The following is a 19,048-nucleotide window of genomic DNA, read 5'->3' as shown; positions in this document are numbered from 1 at the left end:
TCGTGGTCGCGCTCGCTCATCCCTCGGCCCGGATGCGCACGATGACGGCGGACGATCTTGTCGCTGTTGGCGAGATCGAGCTGGCCTCGTATGAATTCCCCTGGTCGCCGGGCGTCTTTGCCGATTGCCTCAAGGCTGGCTATCCGTGCTGGGTGCTGGTCGTGGACGACGTCACTGCGGGCTACGGCATCCTTTCGATGGGCGCGGGCGAGGCGCATGTGCTGAACATCTGCATAAGCCCGCAACGGCGCGGCCAGGGCCTGGGCCGTTACCTGTTGCGCAGGCTGCTGGACAGCGCGCGCTGGAACGGCGCCGAGCGCGTGTTTCTGGAAGTGCGGCCGTCCAATGCCGATGCCCGGGCACTGTACGCGTCGATCGGGTTTCGCGAGATCGGTCGGCGGCCGCGCTACTACCCGGCACGTAACGGACGCGAAGAGGCGATCGTGATGGCGCTCGATCTGGCTGCAAGCCATATCGAGAAATAGGCGAGGGCGCTTCCGCTCCTGCTGCCTGGCGCGAAAAGCCCCTCTCCCCCAGCCCCTCCCCCGCAAGCGGGGGAGGGGAGCTCAGCCGCCCAGCTTCTGCGCCTGCTCGCGCAGAGCGCCCAGCGTGGTGTTCCAGTCGGTGATGCGCTGGCGCTCCTGGGCGACGACTTCGGCCGGGGCGTTGGCCACGAAGTTGGCATTGCCCAGCTTGCCCTCGCACTTCCTGATTTCGACTTCGATGCGGCTGATCTCCTTGGCCAGGCGCACCTTCTCCGCTTCCAGATCGATCAGCCCGGCCAGCGGAATCATCACCCGCAGCGCGCCCACCACAGCGGCAGCCGAAGCCGGTTCGTCGGCGCCGGCTTCGATCCATTGCGGCGTTTCGGTACGGGCGAGGAAGCTGATCTGCGCCGCGAACTTGGTCACCCGCGCGTGGTCGCTGGCGTCACCGTCGGCGAACAGCAGCGGGATGGTCTTGGCCGGCGAGATGTTCATTTCCGAACGGATCTTGCGGATGCCGGACAACACGTTCTTGAACCACTCGATCTCGCCCGTCGCCGCGTGATCCGCCGCGATGTCGTCGGCCTTCGGCCACGGCCGGTGGATCAGGCTTTCCTCGGTGAGGCCGAGCTTTGGTCCCACATCCTTCCAGATTTCTTCAGTGATGAACGGGATCACCGGATGCAGCGCGCGCAACACCGATTCCAGCACCACCAGCAAGGTGTGGCGGGTGGAAGCGGCGGCAGCGGCATCATCGCCATTCAACGCAGGCTTGGACAGCTCCAGGAACCAGTCGCAGTACTCGTTCCACACGAACTCGTACAACGCCTGCGCCAGATGGTCGAAGCGATAGCTGACGAAGTGCTGCTCGACCTCGGCCAGCGTCTGCTTCAGGCGGGTGAGAATCCACCGCTCCGCCTCGGTAGCGGGCAGGCCTTGGGGAGCGGCGATCTGGCCCTCGGGCAGATTCATCAACACGAATCGCGCCGCATTCCACAACTTGTTGCAGAACGCCTTGTAGCCTTCGGCGCGCTTGATGTCGAAGTTGATCGTGCGGCTGTAGCTGGCCAGCGCGGCGAAGGTGAAGCGCAGCGCGTCGGTGCCGATCGCGGGGATGCCGTCGGGGTAGTCCTTGCGGATGCGCTTCTCGACCTTGGCGCGCACCTGCGGGATCAACAGCGATTTGGTGGATTTGGCCACCAACGGCTCCAGCGCGATACCGTCGATCAGGTCCAGCGGATCCAGCGTGTTGCCCTTGGACTTGGACATCTTCTGGCCTTCCGCATCACGCACGATGGCGTTGATGTAGACCTCGCGGAACGGAATCTGCCCAGTGAAATACTTGGTCGCCATCACCATGCGGGCGACCCAGAAGAAGATGATGTCGAAGCCGGTGACCAGCACCGCGCTGGGCAGGAAGATCTTGTCCTGTTCCCAGTTGGCGACGATTTCGCCGCGCTCGTTCTTCACCGGGCCATCGGCCGGCCAGCCCAGGGTGGAGAACGGCCACAGCGCCGAGGAGAACCAGGTGTCCAGCACGTCCTCGTCCTGGCGCAGCGCACCAACCGGTGCGGTCGTGGCGCTGGCGCGCGCGTCGGCCTCGTCCTCGCCCACGAAGATGTTGCCGGCCTCGTCGTACCACGCCGGGATGCGGTGGCCCCACCACAGCTGGCGGCTGATGCACCAGTCCTGGATGTTGCCCAGCCATTGCGTGTAGGTGGTGCTCCAGTTCTCGGGCACGAACTTGATTTCGCCCGAGCGCACGGCATCCAGCGCAGGTTCGGTGATCGCCTTGCGGCCGCCTGGACGTCCATCGGCCAGCATCTCCGAGGTGAGATCGACGAACCACTGGTCGGTCAGCATCGGCTCGATCACCGCGTCGGAACGCTGGCTCACCGGCACCTGCAGCTTGTGCGGCTTGGTCTCGACCAGCAGGCCGGCGGCTTCGAGATCGGCCAGCACGGCCTTGCGCGCGTCGTAGCGATCCAGACCGCGGTATTTCTCCGGCGCGTTGTCGTTGACCTTCGCGTCGAGCGTGAAGATTTCGATCGGCGCCAGCTTGTGGCGCTGGCCGACCGCGTAATCGTTGAAGTCGTGCGCCGGCGTGATCTTCACGCAGCCGGTACCGAAATCCTTGTCCACGTAGTCGTCGGCAATCACCGGAATCTGCCGGCCGGTCAGGGGCAGGTGCAGCATCTGGCCGATCAGGTGCGCGTAACGCTCATCCTCCGGGTGCACCGCCACGGCCACGTCGCCCAGCATGGTTTCCGGACGCGTGGTGGCCACCACGAGCGAGGCTGCGCCGTCGGCGGTCATGTAGCGGATCGACCACATGTGGCCGTCCCGCTCGACATTGTTCACTTCAAGATCCGACACCGCCGTGCCAAGCACGGGGTCCCAGTTCACCAGCCGGTTGCCGCGATAGATCAGGCCGGCGCGATACCAGTCGATGAACACCTTGCGCACCGCGGCCGAGAGGCCTTCATCCATGGTGAAGCGTTCGCGCGACCAGTCGGCGGCGGCACCGATGCGGCGCATCTGGTTGGTGATGGTGGAGCCGGACTCTTCCTTCCATTTCCACACCCGCTCGATAAAGGCCTCGCGGCCCAGGTCGTGCCGGGTCTTTTCCTCGACGGCGAGCTGGTTCTCCACGATCTTCTGGGTGGCGATGCCGGCGTGATCGGTGCCCACCTGCCACAGCGTGTTCATGCCGCGCATGCGCTGATAGCGCACCAGCATGTCCATCACCGTCTGCTGGAATGCATGGCCCATGTGCAGCGTGCCGGTGACGTTCGGCGGCGGCAGCAGGATGCAATAGGGCTCGCCCTGGCCCGACGGCTTGAACGCGCCGCTGGCTTCCCAGCGGGCATACCAGGTGGACTCGATCTGGGCAGGCTCGAAACTCTTTTCCATCAGGTTGGGCTCGGTGGCGCGGGCAGAGCCGGCGCTTGGATCAGTGGGGAAAACGATGATTGTACGGGGCGGGAGCGAGGCTGCCAAAAGGCGACTCACTCAAAGCCGCCTTACACGCGCCAGGCGTGGTGAGCGGCGAGCCTGCGATGGGGAATCCCCACGATGCCAGTCAGGTCTTAAAGCAGTTCGATGCCGAACCGCCGCACCAGCAGCGCAAACAGCCAGAAGCACACCAGCGTGATCACCACGCACGACAGCAGCGTTGGCCAGAAACCGAGCCGTGGCAACAACACTGGAAACGCCAGGAACATCGGCAACGTCGGCACCACGTACCAGAAGGTGTACCAGGCGTGGTTCGCGATTTTCACCTGCGGCTGGCGCTCGACCTGCAACCAGATCAGCGCCAGCACGGTGACCAGTGGCAGCGCGGCGATCAGGCCGCCGAGGCGGTCGCTGCGTTTGGCGACTTCGGAGACGAGCACCACGACGGCGGCGGTGATCAGGTATTTGGTGACCAGCCACACCATGGTGTGCTCCCTGGAAGATGTTCAGCGGCGCAGCGTGCGTCCGTAAGCGTGCACTTCATCGACCAGTACTTTGACGTGCTCGGGCTCGACCTCGGGCGTGATGCCGTGGCCCAGGTTGAACACATGGCCGGGGTGGTTGCCGTAGCTGTCCATCACGGCGCGTACCTCGCGGCGGATCACCTCGGGGCTGGCGCGCATCACGGCCGGATCGAGGTTGCCCTGCAGCGCGACCTTGCCGGCTACGGCACGGCGTGCGTCGGCCAGGTCCATCGTCCAGTCGACGCCGAGCGCGGCGCAGCCGCTGTCGGCCATTTCCGCGAGATGCTGGCCGGCGCCCTTGGAAAACAGCGTCACGGGCAAGTCGCGCGAGGCCGGGTCGGCTTTCAATGCGGCCACGATCGAGGTCATGTAGCGCAGCGAAAATTCGCGGAACGGGGCCGGGCCGAGCAGGCCGCCCCAGGTGTCGAAAATCATCAACGCCTGCGCGCCCGCGTGAGCCTGCGCGATCAGGTAGGCGGCAACGGAGCGGGCCAGGGTGTCGAGCAGTTGGTGGGCGAGTTTCGGCTCGTTCCAGCACAGGCTCTTGAGCGTGGCGAAGTCCTTCGAGCCACGGCCTTCGACCATGTAGCAGGCCAGCGTCCACGGGCTGCCGGAGAAGCCGATCAGCGGCACGCGGCCGTGCAGCTCCTGCCGGATCAGCCGCACGGCGTCCATCACGTAGCGCAGTTCGCCGTCCATGTCGGGCACCGCGAGTTTCGCGATATCGGCCGCCGTGCGCACGGGATGCGCGAACTGCGGGCCTTCCCCTTGCGCAAACGACAGGCCCAGGCCCATCGCGTCGGGAATGGTGAGGATGTCGGAGAACAGGATCGCCGCATCGAGCTCGAACCGCTCCAGCGGCTGCAGTGTCACTTCGCAGGCGTATTCGGGGTTCTGCGCCAGCCCCATGAAGCTGCCGGCGCGTTCGCGGGTGGCGCGGTATTCGGGCAGGTAGCGGCCGGCCTGGCGCATCACCCAGATGGGCGTGGTGTCGGTGGCTTCGCGGCGCAGCGCGCGCAGGAAGCGGTCGTTTTTCAACGCGTCGGTCATTTCAACGTCCGTAGGGGCCTTCCTGGCCTTGGCTGAACATCAGGCGGAAGCCGCGCTTGAGTTGCGCGTCGCGGGTTTTCTCGAAGGCGGCAATGGCCTCGTCGCGCTCCAGGTATTGCTCGCGCTTGAGCGTGGCGCGGCCACCCTGCGTGCCGGATTCGCGGTACAGCGTCCAGCCGCCGAGCAGGTCCTGCTCCAGCGTGATCTGGACATAGCGTGGCGCGTCGGCGTTGACGGGCACGGTTTGCAGGTAGAGGCGCATGGTTTCCAGAATGGAGCAAGGCGCGTTGCCGGACCGCGGAGTTTATCGCACTGCCGACCTGCCCGATGCCGCGCTAGGCCGGCATGGCCGCCTGCAGCACGGCCAGTACCTCGGTTTCATCCACGCCACCGACGATTTCGGCCTTGCCGATACCGCGCCACAGGATCAGGCGCAGCTGGCCGTTGGCGTTCTTCTTGTCCAGCCGCATCAGCTCCAGCAGGTGCTGCGGGTCCATGCCGGCGGGCACCGTCGTGGGCAACCCCAGTCGCTGCAGCAGGCGCTGCAGCCGTTCGCGGTCGACCGCCTCGCTCATGCCCAGCCGCTCGGACATCTTCGCGGCCAGCACCATGCCCACCGCCACGCCTTCGCCGTGCAGCAGGGTGGTGTAGTGGCCGGCGGTTTCCAGCGCATGGCCGAAGGTGTGGCCCCAGTTGAGCAAGGCGCGCTCGCCCTGTTCGGTTTCGTCGCGGGACACCACGCCGGCCTTGTAGCGCACCTTGCGGGCGATGGCTTCGATCACCAGCGCGGTGTCGTGGGCCATCAAGGCGTCGGCGTGTTCTTCCAGCCATTCGAAGAAAGGTACATCGCCGATCGCGGCACCTTTCACCACTTCGGCCAGGCCGGCACTGTATTCGCGCTCGGGCAGGCTGGCCAGGGTGTCGATATCGGCTACCACGGCGCGCGGCTGATGGAAGGCGCCGACCAGGTTCTTGCCCGCGGGCAGGTTGACGCCGGTCTTCCCGCCCACCGAGGAATCCACCATCGCCAGCAGCGTGGTCGGCATCTGGATGAAGTCGATGCCGCGCATCCAGCACGCGGCGCTGAAGCCGGCCAGGTCACCCACCACGCCGCCGCCCAGCGCGATCACGCAGGCGTCGCGGGTGGCGCCCAGGTCGGCCAGCGCCTGCAGTGCGCGCTCCACGTTGGAAAACGATTTGTGCGACTCGCCGTCGTCCAGCAGGAACGATGACCACTCCAACCCCTCCAACCCCTGCGTCACGCGCTGCAGGTACAACGGCGCGACGGTGGTGTTGCTGATCACCAGCGCATGCCGGCCGCGCAGCATGGCGCGCCAGCGGTCGCGGTCGGCGAGCAGGTTGTGCCCGATCCAGACCGGGTAGCGGCGCTCGCCGAGGGCAACGTCAATCGTGGTGGTGGGGTGCGAATCGTTCATGCGGTTTGCGATGGCCTGATGGGTTGGCGCTGCCAATGGTGGTTGATCAGATCGATGCAGCGGTCGCCCGCCGTGGCGACGGTGGTGCTGCCGCCGGGGATGGCGAGGTCGGCCATCTGGCGATACAGCGGCTCGCGGATTTCCGCCATTGACTGCAGCCGTGCGCGGCGATCCGTGCGGGCCAGCAGGGGGCGATGGGTGTCGCGCTCCAGCCGTTCCAGTTGTTGCCCGATGCTGGCCTGCAGCCACACCACAAAGCCACGCGTGGCCAGCCTGTCGGCGTTTGCCGGGTCCAGCACGGCACCGGCGCCGGTGGCCAGCAAGATGTCGCCGCGGGCGGTGATGGCATCCAGCAGCAGGCTCTCGCGCTGGCGGAAACCCGCCTCGCCCTCGATCTCGAAGATGGTGGGGATGTCCACGCCGGTCTGTCGCTCGATCTCCTGATCCAGGTCGATGAACGAGAGGCCATAATGACTGGCCAGCCGCCGTCCGACGGAGGTTTTTCCCGCTCCGGTGGGGCCGATGAGAAAGAGGCTGGACGACGGATTCATCCGTGAACTTTAGCAGCAGAAGCTGATATGACCGAACGCGTTTTACTGGCTGGTTGTGGCGATCTGGGCTTGCGTGTGGCGCGGCAACTGCTGGGCCGTGGCGACCGTGTCTGGGCGCTGCGGCGGACGCCGCCGGTCGGTGACACCAGCGGCATCCATTGGCTGCGCGCCGACTTGCGCCATGCCGAAACGCTGCGCGACCTGCCGCCCGGAATCACCCGGCTGGTCTACCTGCCCACGCCCGACCGGCGCGATGAGGCGGCCTATCGCGCCACCTTCGTCGACGGCTTGCGGCATCTGCTGCAGGCGCTGGACGCCGACGCGCTGCGGCGGGTGCTGTTTGTTTCGTCCACGGCGGTTTATGGCGCGCACGGCGGCGAGTGGGTGGATGAAACCACCGCGCCGGCTCCGCCGGGTTTCAATGGAAAGGCCTTGATGGACGCCGAGCATTGGCTCGCGGCGCAGCCCGTTTCGTCGGTAACGCTGCGGTTGGCTGGTTTGTACGGGCCGGGTCGGCTGCAACTGGTCGAACGGCTGCGCGCCGGGCAGGTGCAGGTGCCGCGTGAGCATCCGCACTGGGCCAACCGCATCCACGTCGACGATGCCGCAGCCGCGATCACGCATCTGCTGACGCTCCCCGCGGCGCAGTCGCTGTACCTGGGCGTGGACGACACACCGTTGCCGCTGGCTGTGCTTTACGATCATCTGGCCCGCCTGGCCGGCGCACCCTTGCCGGCCGAGGGGCCGGCGCCGGCCGGTGTCGGTAGCAAGCGGCTCGGCAATGCCCGCTTGCGCGCCAGCGGCTGGGTGCCGCAATGGCCGGATTCGCGTGCCGGCTACGCTGCGTTGCTCGACAAGTGACCCACTACGGAGAACCGTCATGGCCAGCACCGTTCCGCATCATCAGGTCAGTACCACCAACGACATTCCCGGCTACCGCATCGTGCGTTCGCTGGGCATCGTGCGCGGCATCACGGTGCGTTCGCGCAGCGTGGTCGGCAATATCGGTGCGGCATTGCAGACCATCGTGGGCGGCAATATCTCGATCTATACCGAGCTGTGCGAGAAGGCACGCGAGGAAGCGTACGAGCTGATGCTGCAGCACGCCGCGGCGATGGGTGCCAACGGCGTGGTGGGGATGCGCTATGACGCCAACGACGTGGGCCAGGGTGTTACCGAAGTGCTTGCCTACGGCACCGCCGTGCAGGTTGAAGCGTCAACGTAAGGTGATTTTGCAATGCGGCTTGTCACCCGCACGGAGCGCGGGCCAGACTCGGGCTTCAGGATGGGGGAGCGCATCGTGCCGCTTGCACGATTCAATCGGAGATTGACGCCATGTCGGTAGCCAAGGTCATTGAAATCAACGCTTCGTCCAGCAAGGGCGTGGAAGACGCCGTGCAGCACGGTTTGAAGAAGGCGGCGGAGTCGGTCAAGAACATCAAGGGCGCCTGGGTCAACGAGATCAAGGTGGTTACCAGGGACGACGGCACGGTGACCGAGTGGCGCGTCAACATGAAGGTCAACTTCGTCGTCGACTGATTCGGCGGGATGTTCGGGGCGGGGCAGGCAACCCTGTCCCGAACCCCGAAAGCGCGGGCTCAATCGTGGCTGAGGCCGGTGACGTGGCGCTCGTCGTCGTACTCCACGCAGCTGTCGGCCAGCGCGGGCAGGGTGGCCAGGGCGTGGCGGCTCAGTCGTTCGAAGTGCGACAGGAAGCGATCCATGGCGTCCGCATCCATCGCCAGTGGCGCATGGCGGGCCATCAAATCCTCCTCCTGCTGGCCGCGCCAGCGGCGCACGATGTTCCAGTCCGGTGCCTGCAGCACGATCAGCGCGTCGAACTTGCGCCATAGCGGCTGGTAACTGCGCAATTGCTTGTTCACCCAGCGGCGCCAGCTTCCGTCGGCGTCTTCACGGCGCTCCAGGTCGTTGATCGGGGGGAGCAGCGCCGATTGCGCCTGCGGCCGGATGCCCAGCGCCCAGCCTTCCACGATCACCAACTTCGGCGCGCGCTTGATGCGCGGCCAGCGCGACGGTGGAAAACGGGTGTCGCGGCCCTTGTCGAAACGCGGATGGGTTACCGGCAGCTTGTCCGACGCATGCGGCAGCGCCGCCAGCACCGACATCAGCAACTCGATCTCGTGGGTGCCCGGCACGCCGCGCGTGCGGAGCAGCGGATGCACCTGTTGGGACAACGCCTCGCGTTCGCTGCGGGCGTAGTAGAAATCGTCCAGCGAAAGCACTTCGGTGGCCCAGCCGCGCGCCTCGGCCTGTGCCTTCATCACCCGCGCCAGGGTGCTCTTGCCGCTGCCCTGCAGGCCGGAAAGCGCAAGCACGTATGGCCGCCGCGAACGGGCGATGCGGCCGGCGTAGTGATCCAGCAAGTGGCCGGCAAGTGCCTCGTTCTGGGTGTCCGCGAGAGCCTTCATTCGTACCGCGCCGTGACGTGCGGCTGCACCGTGCAGCGGGCGGCGGATCCCCGCCGTGTGGCGCGGGCTGGGGGGGGGATTGAGCTAATATGTGAGGTATCCATCTGCCCCATGATGGCGCGCGCGGGCCACGATTCAAGGAAAAGTTTCAAAAGCCATGCTTAATTCCGAGATGTTGCACATTTTCCAGCAGTTGCTGGAGGAGGCCCGGGCCAGCGGCGACCCCGAGCCGACCGCGATGAACCTTGCCACGGTGGATGCTTCCGGCCGCGTGGCTTCACGCATCGTGCTGCTCAAGGGCGTGGATGAGCGCGGGTTCCGCTTCTTCACCAATTACGCGAGCGACAAGGGCTCCCAACTGGAAGCGCACCCGCAGGTGGCGTTGTGCTTTCACTGGAAGCAGATCCGCCACGGTGTGCAGGTGCGCGTGGAAGGCCATGCCCGCAAATTGCAGGACGAAGAATCCGACGCCTATTTCGCCACCCGCGCGCGCGGCAGCCAGATCGGTGCCTGGGCGTCGCTGCAATCGCAAACGCTGCCTGATCGACAGACTTTCGAGCAGCGGGTGGAACGCTACGAACAGGAATTCGCCGGCCGCGACGTCAGCCGCCCGCCGCACTGGGGCGGCTTCGTGGTCGAGCCCGACACGCTGGAGTTCTGGTACGGCGCGGAATTCCGCCTGCACGAACGCGTGCGCTGGAACCGCCACGGCCAGACCTGGACCCATCGCCTGTTGTACCCATGAACGGCGGCGCCCAACCCGGTCGGCTGGTCGACCAGAACGGCTTCACGGTCGCCACCCGTGGCCGCGGCTTCAGCGAGATCACCCGCGACGTAGCCGACCTGGTGGCCGCCAGCGGCGTGCAGACGGGTATCGCGCAGGTGTTCACGGCGCACACCAGTTGCTCGTTGCTGATCTGCGAAAACGCCGATCCCTCGGTACGCGGCGACCTGGAGCGCTGGATGGCGCGCGTCGTACCCGATGGTGATCCGATGTTCCGTCACGACACGGAGGGCCCGGACGACATGCCCGCGCATATCCGTTCGATCCTCAGCGGGGTAAGCCTCACTGTGCCCGTCGGTGGCGGTCGCCTGCGGTTGGGCACCTGGCAGGGCATTTACCTGTGGGAGCATCGGACGCACCCGCATCAGCGCAAGGTCACCGTGACGGTCCTGGGATGCTGACGACCCGGGCCATGCCGCTGCACGCCATGTGTCTGACGCCATACATGCCCGACGCCTACCCCCAACGCATCGTCTGCCTTACCGAGGAACCTACCGAGGTGCTCTACGCGTTGGGCGAGGCGCACCGCATCGTCGGCATCTCCGGTTTCACCGTGCGTCCACCGCAGGCGCGGCGGGAAAAGCCCAAGGTTTCGGCTTTCACCAGCGCGAAAATCGGTGAGATCCTGAAGCTGGAGCCCGACCTGGCGATCGGCTTCTCCGACATCCAGGCCGACATCGCGCGCGAGCTGATCAAGGCGGGTGTCGAGGTGTGGATCAGCAACCATCGCAGCGTGGACGGCATCCTCGCCTATATCCGCCGGCTGGGCGCGATGGTGGGTGCGGCCGCCAAAGCCGAGGCGTATGCGCAGCAGGCGGAGCAGCACCTGGCCGATATCCGCGCTGCCGTCGCCAGCTTGCCGCGGCGGCCGAAAGTGTATTTCGAGGAATGGGACGAGCCCATCATCACCGGCATCCGTTGGGTCACCGAGATCATCGGCATCGCCGGCGGTGACGACTGTTTCCCCGAGCTGGCCCGCGAGCCGCTGGCCAAACAGCGCATCCTGCCCAACGGCGACGAGGTGGTGCGGCGCGCGCCGGACATCATCCTCGGCTCATGGTGCGGCAAGCGTTTCCGGCCGCAGAAAGTCGCGGCACGAGCGGGCTGGGACGCGATTCCCGCGGTGCAGACCGGCGACCTGTACGAGATCAAGTCGCCGATCATCCTGCAGCCGGGGCCGGCCGCGTTGTTCGATGGACTGGACGAAATCCATCGCATCATCGCCGCATGGGCGCTCCGCTGAACCGGCTTCAATCAGGCGCCGGCCTCAGGTAAAAGCTCAACGCGCCAATGCCAGCCGCATGCCCAGATCCAGCAGCGGCGCGGCGATCAGCATGCGCGCCAGCAGCAGAGCGATCATCACCGCCATCGGCGCGAAATCGATCATGCCCACCACCAGCCGCCCGCGCAGCGGCCGCATCAACGGCGCCACGATGGTATCCAGCAACCGCAGCACCGGATGGCGCTGGTCGACCGCGAACATGCTCAGCAACGACCACGCGAAAACCAGGATCAGGTAGAACATCAGCGCGAAATCGAGCAGCTCGGCCAGCGACAAAACCAGCAACCCGGCCACTCCGGGCATCATGCCCGTCACCGCGAACAACACCCAGCGTTTCAGCAGCATCGCCAGCCATGCCAGCAGCAGGGCGGCCAGGTTGATCCGCCGCCAGTTGGGGATCACCCGCCGCACTGGCGCCAGTACCGGGTTGGTGTAGCGATAGACGAACTGGCTCAGCGGATTGTGGAAATCCGCCCGGCAGGCTTCGGCCAGCACTCGTAGCAGGAGCAGGGTGACGGCGGCATTGAAGGCCAGTTCGATCAGCAGGCCCAGGGCATTCAGCAGGTAGCTCACGTTGGCTCATCCAGGCTGGCGGCAAGTTCGACGCCGCGCTTCCTGGCCGCGCCCATGGCATTGGCCACAATGAGGGGCAGACCGTCGGCGGCAAAGCTCTCCAGCGCGGCCTGCGTGGTGCCGTTGGGTGAGGTGACGCGCTGGCGCAAGGTGGCCGCGTCTTCGCCGCCTTCCGTCAGCATGCGGCCGGCGCCCAGGCAGGTCTGTGCGGCCAGCGCGCGCGCTGCGTCGCGCGGCAGGCCCTGCGCCACGGCCGCGGCTTCCATCGCCTCGACCATGGCAAAGAAATACGCGGGGCCCGAGCCGGACAATGCCGTGACCGTATCCATCAGGGCCTCATCATCGATCCAGCGGGTGACGCCGGCGGTACCCAGAACTTCCTGCGCCTTGGCCTTTTGCGCCGCGCTGACCGCCGCATTGGCGCACAGCCCGGTGGCGCCTGCGCCGATCAACGCGGGCGTATTGGGCATGCAGCGCACAATCGGCAAGGCGCCAAACCAGCGTTCAAGCTGGTCGATGCGCACGCCGGCGGCGATCGAGATGAGCAGGGGCGATTTGGCCTGCAGGATATCGCGCAGGTCGCCCTGGATGGCCGGCATGACCTGGGGCTTTACTGCCAGCACGACCACATCGGCGCCGGCTGCGGCGGCCTTGTTGTCACCATGGCAGGTCACGCCCAAGTCGCGCGTCAACGCCTCGCGGGCCGCGGCCATGGGCTCGGCAACGTTGATGTCGCCCGGGGCAGCGCCATGCTTCAACAATCCGCCGATCAGGCTGCGCGCCATGTTGCCGCCGCCGATGAAAGCAATCTGTGTCATGAAAATCCTCGTTGATGGGCCTTGCCGCGATGCCTGCTGCAGGCGCTTTTTTGCCTTGTTGCCGATGACCGCTCCCGGCGGTGCGTCGCGCCGAAAGTGAGATCTGTACATCTATACCGAAACGCTTGAAGTGGCGGCTGCCCGGTTTTGCACGCCGGGCTGCCTAGCCTAACCGAGCCGGCCATGGCGGGGAAAACGGCCGGCATGCCGGCGTCGTCGGACGGCTACCCTGGCGCCACGTGCAAACTGCGTCGAAAGTTTGCAATGTCCGCCCGGGAAACAGTGGCCGCGCAGCGGCTTGCGCGAGTAGTATCGAAGCGGTCGCAAGGGGAAGGGGTACCCGGTTGTCGGATCGCGCCGGCGTCTGCGCTGGCGAGGGTCGCCCCGGTGAACTTCGCCCCCGTTTCATGCGGCACCAATCCATGCATCCAGACGATCGGTTTTGAGGGGAACGATAGATGGACATTGCCGAACTGCTTGCGTTCTCGGTGAAAAACAAGGCTTCGGATTTGCACCTTTCCGCGGGCCTGCCGCCGATGATTCGCGTCGACGGCGACGTCCGCCGCATCAACATCCCGGCACTGGAACACAAGGAAGTGCACTCGCTGATCTACGACATCATGTCGGACAAGCAGCGGCGCGATTACGAGGAGTTCTACGAGACCGACTTCTCGTTCGAGATTCCCGGCCTGGCGCGTTTCCGCGTCAACGCGTTCACCCAGAACCGCGGCGCCGGCGCCGTGTTCCGCACCATTCCGTCCGAAGTGCTGACGCTGGAGGACCTGGGCTGCCCGCGCATCTTCAAGGAGCTGATCGAGCAGCCGCAGGGCCTGATCCTGGTGACCGGGCCGACCGGCTCGGGCAAGTCCACCACGCTGGCGGCGATGGTCGACCACATCAACAAGACCGAATACGGCCACATGCTGACGGTCGAGGACCCGATCGAGTTCGTGCATACCTCGCAGAAGTGCCTGGTCAACCAGCGCGAGGTGCATCGCGACACGCACGGTTTCAACGAGGCGCTGCGCTCGGCGCTGCGCGAGGATCCCGACTACATCCTGGTCGGCGAATTGCGCGATCTGGAAACCATCCGGCTGGCGCTGACCGCGGCGGAAACCGGCCACTTGGTGTTTGCCACCGTGCACACGAGTTCCGCGGCCAAGACCATCGACCGCATCATCGACGTGTTCCCCGCGGGCGAAAAACCCATGGTGCGCTCGATGCTGTCGGAGAGCCTTCGCGCGGTGATCTCGCAGTCGCTGCTGAAGAAGGTGGGTGGAGGCCGTATCGCGGCGCACGAGATCATGGTGGGCATCCCGGCCATCCGCAACCTGATCCGCGAGGACAAGGTGGCGCAGATGTATTCGTCGATCCAGACCGGCCAGCAGTTCGGCATGCAGACCCTCGACCAGTGCCTGCTCGACCTGGTCAAGCGCGGCGTGGTGTCACGCCAGCAGGCGCAGGGGTATGCGAAGAACAAGGACAGTTTCAAGTGAGGCCGGGAATCGGGAATCGGGAATGGGGAATCGTTGAAAGGCCCCGCGCCTTGCGCGCTTGTGGCTTGAACGTTCCTGCGTCCCGACGCCGATTCGTGCTGGATGCCGGTTTTCCGATTCCCCATTCCCGATTCCCGATTCCCGGGGTACAGCCATGAGCGATTTCGATTTCACCTCGTTCCTGAAACTGATGGTGCACAAGAAGGCATCGGACCTTTTCATTACCGCCGGTGTGGCGCCGTCGATGAAGGTGCAGGGCCGTATCGTGCCGATCACGCAGAGCCCGCTGTCGGTGCAGCAGGCGCGCGACATGGTGTTGAACGTGATGACGCCGGGGCAGCGCGAGGAGTTCGAGAAAACCCACGAATGCCAGTTCGCGATTTCCGCGCAGGGCGTGGGCCGCTTCCGTGTCTCGTGTTTCTACCAGCGCAATTGCGTGGGCATGGTGCTGCGCCGGATCGAGTCGAAGATCCCCACGCCGGAGGAATTGAACCTGCCGCCGGTGATCAAGCAATTGGCAATGACCAAGCGCGGCATCATCGTTTTCGTGGGCGCCACCGGCTCGGGCAAATCGACCTCGCTGGCCGCGATGATCGGCTACCGCAATGCCAACTCGACCGGCCACATCATCACCATCGAGGACCCGATCGAATACGTGCACAAGCACGAGGGCTGCATCATCACCCAGCGAGAAGTCGGCATCGATACCGACAGCTGGGACAACGCGCTGAAGAACACGCTGCGCCAGGCGCCGGACGTGATCATGATCGGCGAAATCCGCACGCGCGAAGGCATGGACCACGCGATCGCGTTCGCCGAAACCGGCCATCTGGTGCTGTGCACCCTGCACGCCAACAACGCCAACCAGGCGATGGATCGCATCCTGCATTTTTTCTCGGAAGACCGCCGCCAGCAGTTGCTGATGGATCTTTCGCTCAACCTGAAAGGCATCGTGGCGCAGATGCTGATTCCCACGCCCGACGGCAAGTCGCGGCGGGTGGCGGTGGAGATACTGCTGGGTACGCCACTGGTGCAGGACTACATCCGCCAGGGCGACATCCACAAGCTGAAGGAGGTGATGAAGGAATCCACCTTGCTCGGCATGAAGACCTTCGACCAGAGCCTGATCGAGCTTTATCAAGCCGGCGAGATTTCCTACGAGGACGCATTGCGCTATGCAGACAGTGCCAACGAGGTGCGCTTGCGCATCAAGCTGGCGCAAGGTGGCGATGCGCACACCCTCGCGCAGGGGCTCGACGGCGTGGCGCTGGAGGAGGACCGCGACCCGAACAACATTGGCTCGGGCAGCAATCTGCTGAATCGCTGAACTTCGCAGACTGTTTGCCAAAAAAAGGGAGCCGCGAGGGCTCCCTTTTTTTGGCCGCATCACCGCGGCACCACGCTGACGACAGCTGTTGTTTTACTGGCCAGCCGACGCATTCACCGTTATGCCGCTGGCATCCACGCTCTTGACGCCCTTGACGGACTTGGCCACGCGAACCGCGTCCAGCTTTTCCTGCGCCGAACCTACGGTGCCGCTGAGGGAGACCGTGCCATCAACGGTGGTGACCGATATGTCGGTCGCCTTCACGGTCTTGCTGGTGCCGAACTCGGATTTGACCTTGGTGGTGATCCAGGCATCGGCCGCCTTGTCCGGCACGGTCTGGTTGCTGTGCTGCATTGAGTCGTTGGCGCTGGCATCCTGTGCCGCGACCTGGCTGAGCGGAATCAGCGCAAATGCGGCGGTCAGGCCAGCGGCCAACACGGTGCGACGAATCATGGACTGGTTACGCATGGGCTCTCTCCTGCGGTGGGGGGATCTGTCGATATGACAGCCGGTCGCCAACATCCCGGCGTCCGTGAGCACATGGCAACAGCCGCGCCGTGAACCTCGCGTGGGGACGAAAAGCTCCGGTTCAGCCCGCGATCACCGACGCGAAGAGAGAGTTACGTGCATGTTTTCCTGCCGTTACGGGATCAATTGCGCGACTGCAGTTTCGACAGCAGGCGCAGCAATTCCAGATACAGCCAGACCAGTGTCACCACCAGCGCGAACGCGCCGTACCACTCCATGTATTTCGGCGCGCCCGACCGGGCGCCGGTTTCGATCAGGTCGAAATCAAGCACCAGGTTCAGTGCGGCGATGATCACCACCACGATACTGAAGCCGATGCCCAGGGTGCTGTTGCCGCTGATGAAGTCCATCGAGTGGCCGAAGAAGCCCATCACGAAATTGGCGAGATAGAGAAGAAGCACGCCGCCGGTGGCCGCGACCACGCCCAGCTTGAATTTCTCGGTGGCGCGGATCAGCCCGCTGCGGTACGCCAGCAGCAGCGCCGCCATGGTGCCGAAGGTGAGGCCGACGGCCTGCATCACGATGCCGGGAAAACGCACTTCGAAAATGGCCGACAGCGCGCCGATGAAGACGCCTTCCACCAACGCGTACAGCGGTGCGGTGAACGGCGCCCAGGTTTTCTTGAAGGTGGTGACCAGGGCCAGGATCAGGCCGCCGATCGCGCCGCCGAGAATCAGCGGATAGAGCGCGGGCGCACTCTCCGGGCCGCTGAAACGGCTCCAGCTGTACATCGCCCCGACCAGCACCAGGATCAGCAGCAGCCCGGTCTTGTTGACCGTGCCGTTGATCGTCATGGTGCTGTCGTCATGGGCAACCAGAGCGCCGCTGGCCGCGTCCAGGAAGGTGTTCTTGTTGATGGCCGGATTGCCGCTTTGCATGATGAGCTCCTGAAGAAGTAGTGCTCATCTTAGAGCCTGCGGCGCGGAAGTCGACCGGTCCGGCCGCACCGGCGCCAAAGGCGGCGCCGGGCGGCGGAAAGCGGCTATTTCAGGACGGTCTGGCTGGTGATCACCATGCCATCGTCGTCGACGTGCATTTCCGCGTCGATACTGTCGACGCGCTCGGCCTGGGCCTTCATGACGGCGAACTGGGCTTTGGAACGAGCCGCGTTGGCGGCGGCCTCGGTTGCCGCGTCATCGTTGTCGGCACCCAGCGAGGAGTCGTCGCCGCGACTGATGGTCGCAGTTGCGGCGGCCAGGCTGTCGGCCTTGTCCTCCATCAGTTGCAGCCAGCTCAGGTACATCGCGCCGTTCAGGTGCATGCGCAGCATGCGCCCGGCGTCGCCCACCGGCGTGTTCAGGGTTTCGGCGAGCTTGGCGTCTTCGCCGGCACCGATGCCGATGGCCAGTGCATGCGGATTCATGGCCAGCCACGCCGGCTGACCCACCATGTTCGCCAGGTCCTGCGGCAGCGGTACCGGCTTGCTGTCCGCGGCGAGTTTCAGCCGCGCCAGCGACGGCACCATCATCTGGCCGGTGGCGAGCAGGCCGGTGGGGTTGGAGGTGGCCAGCACAAAGCGTCCGCTGAAGGTCGGCAGCGAGGTGTTTTTCGCGGCCACCATGGTGTCCAGCGCCACCCGCAAACCGAGCATGTCGCCGAACGGCGGAATGGCTGCCTGCTGCATGGCGGCGCCGAGCTTGGCGAACTCGTCATTGAGATCGGTCAGCTTGGGGCAGGTGAATGGCTTGGCGGCTACCGCATCGGCCTGTGCCGACCAGAACGTGCGCAAGGACATGACCGGCAGCGCAATGCTGAGGTCGAACGGCGCGGTGCCGGCCGTGCCCAGACCTGGCAGATCCACCTTGAGCTTGGCAAAGGCCTCGCTGATGTCAGGTGCCAACGCGATGTCGAAGCGGGCATCCTGGTGTTTCGGGTCGAGCCGCGTGTAGCCAAAGCTCATCGCAGGCACGCGGGCGGCGATGCGCGCCGCGTCGATGGCGCAGCTGGGCGGCGTCTGCAACTGGTTGGCCACCGGTTCACCGGTCTTGGCCGACTCGGCCTTGGCCCGGGCCTTCTCGATGGCGCCGAACAACGGGTCGTTGCCACTGGCCAGCAGCGGCAGGGCGCGGGTCAGATCCAGCTGGCCGACCAGCCAGTCCTTGTAGCCCTTGGCCTTGGCCAGGGTCTTCAGGCGGCCATCATCCTGCAGGCTCTTTTTCGGCCGATCCAGGCCCAGCGCCTGACGCAGCAGGCTCGGTGTCGCCGTGTCGGGCAGCAGGGCGATGACGGCCTGCTTGCCGACGATGGCCAGGATCACCTCGGTGCCCGACGCGGTGGAAACGTGGCGACGATAAGCCTGCTTGTCTTCCTGCGCGGTATCGAGTTTCTTGCCGTAGGCGGTTTCGAGCCGGGTGACGAACCCCTCGAACATCGCCGGGTCGCTGAGGTCGAACCGCAGCACCGGAGCCAGGCCCAGGCCGTAAAACGCGGCACGGCCCTTCACGTCGATGCCGGCGTGTGCGGCAAAGGTTTCGATGGTCTGGCCTTTCAGCTCGGTGCCGAACGCGCGCAGCAGGCGCGCGGTATCCGGATCCTTGGCGGCCATGTCGTCAGCCATGGCATTGAGCTGGGCCAGTTGGGCCGGCAACTGCGCGTCGGCCTGGGTCAGCAGGGCGGTGCGGGTGTCATCGTCCAGCGTCGCCAGGTTGGCCACCGCATACGGCGTGTCGGCAGGTACGAAAGCCAGCGGTGCGTTCTTGTCCTTGTGCGAGCAGGCCACCAGCATGAAGCCGGCCAAACCCAGCGCGATGAAGCGCATCGTCGATCGCATGATGAAACCCCTGATGGATAGGTGGAAAGCGCGGCTATTA

Annotated in this window: 21 protein-coding genes; 9 read left to right on the top strand and 12 right to left on the bottom strand. The window is 65.5% G+C overall.

Annotated features, from left to right (window positions below; genetic code table 11):
* The first annotated feature begins 41 nt into the window (after positions 1–41).
* Complete coding sequence (gene rimI, locus ACFPK0_RS11650) at positions 42–485, top strand: ribosomal protein S18-alanine N-acetyltransferase (RefSeq protein WP_235577460.1); 444 nt, start codon at positions 42–44, stop codon at positions 483–485.
* A gap of 81 nt (positions 486–566) precedes the next feature.
* Here rimI and ACFPK0_RS11645 read toward each other — a convergent pair whose 3' ends face one another.
* The 6 genes from ACFPK0_RS11645 to ACFPK0_RS11620 form a co-directional block, all read right to left on the bottom strand.
* A complete protein-coding gene (locus tag ACFPK0_RS11645) occupies positions 567–3,398 on the bottom strand; it encodes a valine--tRNA ligase (protein ID WP_377340953.1) in 2,832 nt (943 codons plus the stop codon).
* A 176-nt stretch (positions 3,399–3,574) separates the two neighbouring features.
* On the bottom strand, positions 3,575–3,925 hold the full coding sequence (locus ACFPK0_RS11640) for a DUF3147 family protein (protein WP_056077320.1): 351 nt from the start codon (positions 3,923–3,925) through the stop codon (positions 3,575–3,577).
* Between the two features lie 21 nt (positions 3,926–3,946).
* Positions 3,947–5,014, bottom strand: coding sequence for a uroporphyrinogen decarboxylase (gene hemE / locus ACFPK0_RS11635; protein ID WP_377340951.1), 1,068 nt, complete (start codon positions 5,012–5,014; stop codon positions 3,947–3,949).
* A 1-nt stretch (position 5,015) separates the two neighbouring features.
* Positions 5,016–5,276 carry a WGR domain-containing protein gene (locus ACFPK0_RS11630; RefSeq protein ID WP_056077325.1) on the bottom strand — a complete coding sequence of 87 codons (261 nt, stop codon included), beginning with the start codon at positions 5,274–5,276 and terminating at the stop codon, positions 5,016–5,018.
* Between the two features lie 73 nt (positions 5,277–5,349).
* The gene (gene aroB / locus ACFPK0_RS11625) at positions 5,350–6,450 is read right to left on the bottom strand and encodes a 3-dehydroquinate synthase (RefSeq protein WP_377340948.1); all 1,101 of its coding nucleotides are present in this window, start codon (positions 6,448–6,450) and stop codon (positions 5,350–5,352) included.
* On the bottom strand, positions 6,447–7,001 hold the full coding sequence (locus ACFPK0_RS11620; RefSeq protein WP_377340946.1) for a shikimate kinase: 555 nt from the start codon (positions 6,999–7,001) through the stop codon (positions 6,447–6,449). The genes aroB and ACFPK0_RS11620 overlap by 4 nt, the downstream gene beginning before the upstream one ends.
* Positions 7,002–7,028: 27 nt before the next feature.
* Between ACFPK0_RS11620 and ACFPK0_RS11615 the strand changes: the two genes are divergently transcribed.
* The 3 genes from ACFPK0_RS11615 (at position 7,029) to ACFPK0_RS11605 (ending at position 8,540) form a co-directional block, all read left to right on the top strand.
* Complete coding sequence (locus ACFPK0_RS11615) at positions 7,029–7,862, top strand: SDR family oxidoreductase (protein WP_377340944.1); 834 nt, start codon at positions 7,029–7,031, stop codon at positions 7,860–7,862.
* A 19-nt stretch (positions 7,863–7,881) separates the two neighbouring features.
* Positions 7,882–8,226: a YbjQ family protein gene (locus ACFPK0_RS11610; protein ID WP_377340942.1), complete on the top strand. Its 345-nt coding sequence runs from the start codon at positions 7,882–7,884 to the stop codon at positions 8,224–8,226.
* A gap of 110 nt (positions 8,227–8,336) precedes the next feature.
* Positions 8,337–8,540, top strand: a complete 204-nt coding sequence (locus tag ACFPK0_RS11605) for a dodecin family protein (protein WP_007080015.1) — start codon at positions 8,337–8,339, stop codon at positions 8,538–8,540.
* 59 nt (positions 8,541–8,599) lie between these two features.
* On the opposite strand, the gene ACFPK0_RS11600 is transcribed toward ACFPK0_RS11605, so the two are convergent.
* Positions 8,600–9,430, bottom strand: a complete 831-nt coding sequence (locus ACFPK0_RS11600) for a hypothetical protein (RefSeq protein WP_056077340.1) — start codon at positions 9,428–9,430, stop codon at positions 8,600–8,602.
* A 157-nt stretch (positions 9,431–9,587) separates the two neighbouring features.
* Here ACFPK0_RS11600 and pdxH point away from each other — a divergent pair, with 157 nt between their 5' ends.
* The 3 genes from pdxH to ACFPK0_RS11585 are packed head-to-tail and all read left to right on the top strand — an operon-like array spanning position 9,588 to position 11,457.
* Positions 9,588–10,175, top strand: a complete 588-nt coding sequence (gene pdxH, locus ACFPK0_RS11595; RefSeq protein ID WP_056077344.1) for a pyridoxamine 5'-phosphate oxidase — start codon at positions 9,588–9,590, stop codon at positions 10,173–10,175.
* The gene (locus ACFPK0_RS11590) at positions 10,172–10,615 is read left to right on the top strand and encodes a secondary thiamine-phosphate synthase enzyme YjbQ (protein ID WP_377340939.1); all 444 of its coding nucleotides are present in this window, start codon (positions 10,172–10,174) and stop codon (positions 10,613–10,615) included. The genes pdxH and ACFPK0_RS11590 overlap by 4 nt, the downstream gene beginning before the upstream one ends.
* A 44-nt stretch (positions 10,616–10,659) precedes the next feature.
* Positions 10,660–11,457 (top strand): ABC transporter substrate-binding protein, encoded by a 798-nt coding sequence (locus tag ACFPK0_RS11585; RefSeq protein ID WP_377340937.1) that lies wholly within the window; start codon positions 10,660–10,662, stop codon positions 11,455–11,457.
* Between the two features lie 36 nt (positions 11,458–11,493).
* Here ACFPK0_RS11585 and ACFPK0_RS11580 read toward each other — a convergent pair whose 3' ends face one another.
* Both ACFPK0_RS11580 and proC read right to left on the bottom strand, forming a co-directional pair.
* On the bottom strand, positions 11,494–12,069 hold the full coding sequence (locus tag ACFPK0_RS11580; protein ID WP_056602404.1) for a YggT family protein: 576 nt from the start codon (positions 12,067–12,069) through the stop codon (positions 11,494–11,496).
* A complete protein-coding gene (gene proC / locus ACFPK0_RS11575) occupies positions 12,066–12,887 on the bottom strand; it encodes a pyrroline-5-carboxylate reductase (protein WP_377340934.1) in 822 nt (273 codons plus the stop codon). Before proC ends, ACFPK0_RS11580 begins: the two co-directional genes overlap by 4 nt.
* 458 nt (positions 12,888–13,345) lie before the next feature.
* On the opposite strand from proC, the gene ACFPK0_RS11570 reads away from it, so the two are divergent.
* The gene (locus tag ACFPK0_RS11570) at positions 13,346–14,383 is read left to right on the top strand and encodes a type IV pilus twitching motility protein PilT (protein WP_056077357.1); all 1,038 of its coding nucleotides are present in this window, start codon (positions 13,346–13,348) and stop codon (positions 14,381–14,383) included.
* A 154-nt stretch (positions 14,384–14,537) separates the two neighbouring features.
* Positions 14,538–15,710 (top strand): PilT/PilU family type 4a pilus ATPase, encoded by a 1,173-nt coding sequence (locus tag ACFPK0_RS11565; protein ID WP_377340932.1) that lies wholly within the window; start codon positions 14,538–14,540, stop codon positions 15,708–15,710.
* Positions 15,711–15,803: 93 nt separating this feature from the next.
* Here ACFPK0_RS11565 and ACFPK0_RS11560 read toward each other — a convergent pair whose 3' ends face one another.
* The 3 genes from ACFPK0_RS11560 to ACFPK0_RS11550 all read right to left on the bottom strand — a co-directional run bounded on the left by ACFPK0_RS11560 (position 15,804) and on the right by ACFPK0_RS11550 (position 19,008).
* Complete coding sequence (locus ACFPK0_RS11560; RefSeq protein WP_056077362.1) at positions 15,804–16,178, bottom strand: BON domain-containing protein; 375 nt, start codon at positions 16,176–16,178, stop codon at positions 15,804–15,806.
* A 182-nt stretch (positions 16,179–16,360) separates the two neighbouring features.
* Positions 16,361–17,116 (bottom strand): Bax inhibitor-1/YccA family protein, encoded by a 756-nt coding sequence (locus tag ACFPK0_RS11555; protein WP_056077366.1) that lies wholly within the window; start codon positions 17,114–17,116, stop codon positions 16,361–16,363.
* 104 nt (positions 17,117–17,220) lie between these two features.
* Positions 17,221–19,008, bottom strand: a complete 1,788-nt coding sequence (locus tag ACFPK0_RS11550) for a hypothetical protein (RefSeq protein ID WP_056077370.1) — start codon at positions 19,006–19,008, stop codon at positions 17,221–17,223.
* Positions 19,009–19,048 lie beyond the last annotated feature (40 nt).

The organism is Rhodanobacter ginsenosidimutans (assembly GCF_042655685.1).
In the GTDB taxonomy this organism is placed as follows: Bacteria; Pseudomonadota; Gammaproteobacteria; order Xanthomonadales; family Rhodanobacteraceae; genus Rhodanobacter; species Rhodanobacter ginsenosidimutans.
This window is presented reverse-complemented; position numbering and strand designations above follow the sequence as displayed.

Excerpts from the sequence above, each read along its gene's own strand:
- proC (WP_377340934.1), bottom strand. The coding sequence starts at position 12,887 with ATGACACAGATTGCTTTCATCGGCGGCGGCAACATGGCGCGCAGCCTG.
- ACFPK0_RS11630 (WP_056077325.1), bottom strand. The coding sequence starts at position 5,276 with ATGCGCCTCTACCTGCAAACCGTGCCCGTCAACGCCGACGCGCCACGC.
- ACFPK0_RS11555 (WP_056077366.1), bottom strand. The coding sequence starts at position 17,116 with ATGCAAAGCGGCAATCCGGCCATCAACAAGAACACCTTCCTGGACGCG.
- ACFPK0_RS11645 (WP_377340953.1), bottom strand. The coding sequence starts at position 3,398 with ATGGAAAAGAGTTTCGAGCCTGCCCAGATCGAGTCCACCTGGTATGCC.
- ACFPK0_RS11590 (WP_377340939.1), top strand. The coding sequence starts at position 10,172 with ATGAACGGCGGCGCCCAACCCGGTCGGCTGGTCGACCAGAACGGCTTC.
- ACFPK0_RS11600 (WP_056077340.1), bottom strand. The coding sequence starts at position 9,430 with ATGAAGGCTCTCGCGGACACCCAGAACGAGGCACTTGCCGGCCACTTG.
- aroB (WP_377340948.1), bottom strand. The coding sequence starts at position 6,450 with ATGAACGATTCGCACCCCACCACCACGATTGACGTTGCCCTCGGCGAG.
- pdxH (WP_056077344.1), top strand. The coding sequence starts at position 9,588 with ATGCTTAATTCCGAGATGTTGCACATTTTCCAGCAGTTGCTGGAGGAG.
- rimI (WP_235577460.1), top strand. The coding sequence starts at position 42 with ATGACGGCGGACGATCTTGTCGCTGTTGGCGAGATCGAGCTGGCCTCG.
- ACFPK0_RS11605 (WP_007080015.1), top strand. The coding sequence starts at position 8,337 with ATGTCGGTAGCCAAGGTCATTGAAATCAACGCTTCGTCCAGCAAGGGC.
- hemE (WP_377340951.1), bottom strand. The coding sequence starts at position 5,014 with ATGACCGACGCGTTGAAAAACGACCGCTTCCTGCGCGCGCTGCGCCGC.
- ACFPK0_RS11620 (WP_377340946.1), bottom strand. The coding sequence starts at position 7,001 with ATGAATCCGTCGTCCAGCCTCTTTCTCATCGGCCCCACCGGAGCGGGA.
- ACFPK0_RS11570 (WP_056077357.1), top strand. The coding sequence starts at position 13,346 with ATGGACATTGCCGAACTGCTTGCGTTCTCGGTGAAAAACAAGGCTTCG.
- ACFPK0_RS11640 (WP_056077320.1), bottom strand. The coding sequence starts at position 3,925 with ATGGTGTGGCTGGTCACCAAATACCTGATCACCGCCGCCGTCGTGGTG.
- ACFPK0_RS11610 (WP_377340942.1), top strand. The coding sequence starts at position 7,882 with ATGGCCAGCACCGTTCCGCATCATCAGGTCAGTACCACCAACGACATT.
- ACFPK0_RS11585 (WP_377340937.1), top strand. The coding sequence starts at position 10,660 with ATGCCCGACGCCTACCCCCAACGCATCGTCTGCCTTACCGAGGAACCT.
- ACFPK0_RS11565 (WP_377340932.1), top strand. The coding sequence starts at position 14,538 with ATGAGCGATTTCGATTTCACCTCGTTCCTGAAACTGATGGTGCACAAG.
- ACFPK0_RS11560 (WP_056077362.1), bottom strand. The coding sequence starts at position 16,178 with ATGCGTAACCAGTCCATGATTCGTCGCACCGTGTTGGCCGCTGGCCTG.
- ACFPK0_RS11615 (WP_377340944.1), top strand. The coding sequence starts at position 7,029 with ATGACCGAACGCGTTTTACTGGCTGGTTGTGGCGATCTGGGCTTGCGT.
- ACFPK0_RS11550 (WP_056077370.1), bottom strand. The coding sequence starts at position 19,008 with ATGCGATCGACGATGCGCTTCATCGCGCTGGGTTTGGCCGGCTTCATG.